This window comes from Rothia sp. HSID18069, from assembly GCF_003989155.1.
Lineage (GTDB): Bacteria > Actinomycetota > Actinomycetes > Actinomycetales > Micrococcaceae > Rothia > Rothia aeria.
Window position 1 is genome coordinate 1 of record NZ_RBMG01000013.1, and the last position, 4156, is coordinate 4156.

A 4156-nucleotide genomic window follows, 5' to 3' on the forward strand; every position below is an offset into this window, starting at 1 on the left:
TTCCAACCCCACAAGCGTGGGGAGAAGAAACCCAATTCCGATTAGAAGAAATCGAACAAACGGCTCATCCCCAGTAATCTGGGGAACATTTAAGCAGGAACCATAAACGGGTCCATCCCCGCCCCTGTGGGGGCATATAGGACATAGTACACCATTTTCCTTTCCTCAAGGAGAGCTCTCGTCACTCCCTTAATACGCTCTCATGCCACTAACTCGGCCAATGAGCAAAATATGTTGAAAAATCAAAGAAATATTACGAAATCGACTTGCGATAATACGGGTGAATGGGCTACAATGAATACATAAGGCTCACCAGAAAATGAGCCAAAGCCCGCCCCTGGCAAGGGCTGCCAGGAAAACAATCAAAAGGGAAAGTCATGAAAGAAGAAATCGTTTTACGTATCGCACGCCCCTCCTTCATCCCCGAAGGAAAATACCTTAAGCATGGTCGCGGACGGAATATGCCTCTGTGGAAGGACTGTGAAACTGAAGATTTTTACCTTTCCTTTGGAGACTGGAAGTCCAAAGTAAACGGCATCATTCAGAGCTTCGCAGTAAATCCGGTAGTACCCTTCAAAGAATTTATCGAAGCCAAAACTGGTGTCAAAGATAATCCTTTCTCAACGTCGCATGTCGTTGAACCGCCCGCAGCGCATGAATTGATCAAGGAATATGCCACCGCCGCCGGTCTTGATGTCACAGTCCTATGGACGGTCGCCCGCGCTGAAGCCGGTTACCGAGGCACCGAAGGCTTCGCAAAAGGTTACGCGGCCAAGTGGCATAAGGAGGCCGCTGATCGTCTGCTAGAGATTGAAAAGAAAATCGCAGACGAACACGCCGCCGATTTCGAAGAAATTTACCACGATCCCAAGAGCTACTGGGCTGAAGGTGGTCAGCTGACAAGCCATGGCTTTTACCAAGAATCGCTTGTGAGGGAAAAGCTACACTCCCAAATCATCGCTGAAGCTGGTCTTATTGAAAGTTACGACAACTCGGGCGGATTTTGGGCTCTCACCTCTGAAGCCCCACTAAAATTCACCACCGACTACCCATGCTAAAAAATTAGAAAGCACACCAGGCGTTGCCCACCCCTTCCACCCGTCAGCACGGGGAACAAAAAAGGGGGGTGGGCAACACGCCATTACTGGATTACACACCCCAAAAGCCTACCGGGCAGCAAAGGCACGACACAGGAGAACACTATATATGGCAGAAGTAGAAATTATCCGCGGGCTAAGCCGCGCTGGAGTCGCTAAACGCTACGGCATCACCGCAGGCACCATATCCCACCGCGAAAAGCACGGCCACCCTCTCCCCGAACCTGACATCATCATCGGAGACGGGAAAGCACGCTCCTCTGTAGGGTGGTCACCCGCAAAATACCCAGAGCTAGACCTCTGGAACCAAGGCGTGCAAAAAAGCGGCCCGAAACCTAAAAAATAGCAGAAAACCAAAGAAATATTACGAAATCGACTTGCGATAATACGGGTGAATGCGCTACAATGAATACATAAGGTTCACCAGAAAACAAGCTCACGAACCTGACCCACCTGCTGTCCCGTTCAGAAACAGCACAGTCAAAAACAGTTTATAAGGAGAAGACCAATTGACTACCAACACTTACCGCATCTTAGGGGCCAAAGAAACCATCCAAAAAGTCTTCGGCAGCACCGATATAGAATCCATCTCCGCAGCCAACATTATTACGTGTCTTGAGAAGACTAATGATGAGGCTTTGTTCCGGAATTTCTGGGATGTGCTCAAAACTCCAGTGGTGGACGCGAAATCTCTTGAACCTGTTAAGGAAAACTTGTACACATACTGGTGGGACGACCCTAGTGTAAGCATTGGGTGTGATGAGACCTGCCCACGGCGAGAAGTCTATTCCCTGCTAGAGATTAAAGAGCTACAAGAGGACTACGGGAATGACTGGGAAAAGCACCTAGACACTGTAGAGGTACTTGAGCCATTTACTCAGCCGCTCATGGTAACGGACATGCGGATGATCGCGTATTTAGAATATGTGAACGATAAAACAGGGTGGGATTTGCAGGTGATGCTACCGCTTCCCCCGCTCACTGAGCAGCAGCAATCAGTGGTGAAGGAACTCGCGGCCGCAGAGCGGATCAAGATCCTTCAGGACATGTCCAGTTACTGCGGCGAAGAAGAAAACTACACCTATTCTGCTGTGGCCGTATCGGAAACTGACCCTGAAGACTGGGAAGAAATATCTAAAATCCTTGGGCTAAAAAAATCTATAGAGCTTGGGCTCATGTTCCTATCTGGCGAAGAAGGAACCGCAGACGAAGCGTCAGCAACAGCTAATATTTTGCAAAGCACATGGGCCGAAGAAAAAATCCTGGACTTTTTAGGGCTCGGGGACAAATGGGAACCAGACCTGTACACCACTGTAGAGCTTGCATCATACCCAAACCTCATGAGCATCACAAAGAAAGAGGCAGGTGAATAAAAACAGTGAACAGCAAGGAACTCCACAACTTTGCAGAAAAATATTAGAAAGGAACCTAAAACATCATGACGAAATACACCGCTACCGTATCAACCGTATCTGCTGAGCCTTCTGAACCGGTTGTATCCTATACCGGGACTTTGGAAGAGCTCGCGCAATGGGGTTATCTAGGAGACCCTGCAAATCCTGCGTTAGATCCACGTTTTAACCCGTTCAATGATGATCTTTACATGATTGAAGACGCGGTAAACCCTGTCACTGGAGAAATCGTTAGGGGATACCGGTGGTTCAATGATGGGTACGGTGATTATCCGGCGCATACGGCAGATGAAGACCCTCAAGCTGTCAAAGCCATTGAACCCGAAATCTTTAATGACATCAAAGCCGGGGATCTAGAACTCGACGAGGTTCCCGAGAGGGAATACATCACTCTGCATCCTAAACCTTTGGCGTTCACTTATGAGAATGTCCTTGAGTATCTTAGGTACACCTGTGAAGATACGGACTCATCTTCGCCAACAACGGCCTGCCTATCTTTTTCTGCTCGCAAGGCTCGTGTCACCACGGCACGAGAAATATCAAGACGCTTAGCGATATTGGCCGGGGTTTCCCCAGCTTGTTTCATCGCATCAATGATGGGGGCTTGCTGCGCACGAAGCTCAGCTTCGGTGTCCTTACTTCGCGTTTGCAGCTCTTCAAGCTTTTGCTGATAATCCTGAATGCGTTTTTGAATCTTCCCGTAGTCACTTTTTTCCTCCAGATCAAAAAACTCAACTGCGAGATTCTGGAGTTCTTCTTCACGCGCAGCAAATCCTGCTGAAAGCTCGGCAGCTTTCTTGCTCGCAGTAGTATTACGTCGAGCCATCAAAAACTTTTTTCCTTTCCGGCGGGTGTCGAGCAACCAGAACATGGCTGCTCGACACCCTGTCACTATGTAGAGGGGTGGTGTGAGTACCCCCGGTGGGGGTCTCATATATAAGTTGCTTTTGGGAGCTAAAAGCGCAACAAAAACAGCAAAAAAGTTTTTCTCGCTGCCTGGTGTTTATGCCCCTCCCGTACCCGGAACATCATCACCATTACTGCGGTACCTAGAGCGTACCCACCGGCCCGCACGACCCCCTACTTCTTTGGGGTTACCGATTGCTGCTGTTAGAAACGCTTCCATGAATTTTTTCAGCCACTTCGCTACTGCTTTACCAATAACGCGGGCGAGGAAACGCTCTAGCTTCCGCAGATACCGTGCAGGAATCAGGAAAGACAGCAGAGGAAAAAAGTAACCGGATAAGAACTCGTATATTTCACAAATATTCATGTGTTTCTAACTCGCCCCGCCAGGTCTTGTGTCAAAAATATTTGTGGTCTCCTCGCCCCCCCCCCGGTGATCGCGGTTTCGGTTTTCCCCAGTTGAAGCGCTCTGCCGGGACGCACTTTCCCACAGCACACCTCCCTTCTCTTCTTCGTTCCTCATGCGAGAGGTGCACTGTGGAAAGAGTGCTCGCGCCCGGCGGTGATGCAAAAAGTCCGTGGACGGCACGATCCATACCTCAATCCCCTTTGAGCTCAAGAATTTTTCCTTGTGCTTCCCCCGCTTCGCTCCTCCTGCACCGAAAAATTCTTTTCGCCCAAAATCTCGGTATCGTCCCGACCACCGACTCTTTTACACACCCGCTCCCCATGTTGCACAAA

4 protein-coding genes are annotated in these 4156 nt (G+C 49.3%); 3 read left to right on the plus strand and 1 reads right to left on the minus strand.

What is annotated here, in order from left to right; genetic code table 11:
- Positions 1-377 precede the first annotated feature (377 nt).
- The 3 genes from D8M41_RS11340 to D8M41_RS11350 all read left to right on the plus strand — a co-directional run bounded on the left by D8M41_RS11340 (position 378) and on the right by D8M41_RS11350 (position 2470).
- Positions 378-1058 (plus strand): hypothetical protein, encoded by a 681-nt coding sequence (locus D8M41_RS11340; RefSeq protein ID WP_126927064.1) that lies wholly within the window; start codon positions 378-380, stop codon positions 1056-1058.
- A 148-nt stretch (positions 1059-1206) separates the two neighbouring features.
- Positions 1207-1443 (plus strand): hypothetical protein, encoded by a 237-nt coding sequence (locus D8M41_RS11345; protein ID WP_126927065.1) that lies wholly within the window; start codon positions 1207-1209, stop codon positions 1441-1443.
- 163 nt (positions 1444-1606) lie between these two features.
- Entirely contained in the window at positions 1607-2470 is an 864-nt protein-coding gene (locus tag D8M41_RS11350; RefSeq protein ID WP_126927066.1) for a hypothetical protein, read from the plus strand.
- Between the two features lie 457 nt (positions 2471-2927).
- Here the strand turns inward: D8M41_RS11350 and D8M41_RS11355 are convergent, their stop codons facing one another.
- Positions 2928-3380, minus strand: a complete 453-nt coding sequence (locus tag D8M41_RS11355; protein WP_126927067.1) for a hypothetical protein — start codon at positions 3378-3380, stop codon at positions 2928-2930.
- Positions 3381-4156: the final 776 nt, after the last annotated feature.

Excerpts from the sequence above, each read along its gene's own strand:
- D8M41_RS11355 (WP_126927067.1), bottom strand. The coding sequence starts at position 3,380 with ATGTTCTGGTTGCTCGACACCCGCCGGAAAGGAAAAAAGTTTTTGATG.
- D8M41_RS11345 (WP_126927065.1), top strand. The coding sequence starts at position 1,207 with ATGGCAGAAGTAGAAATTATCCGCGGGCTAAGCCGCGCTGGAGTCGCT.
- D8M41_RS11340 (WP_126927064.1), top strand. The coding sequence starts at position 378 with ATGAAAGAAGAAATCGTTTTACGTATCGCACGCCCCTCCTTCATCCCC.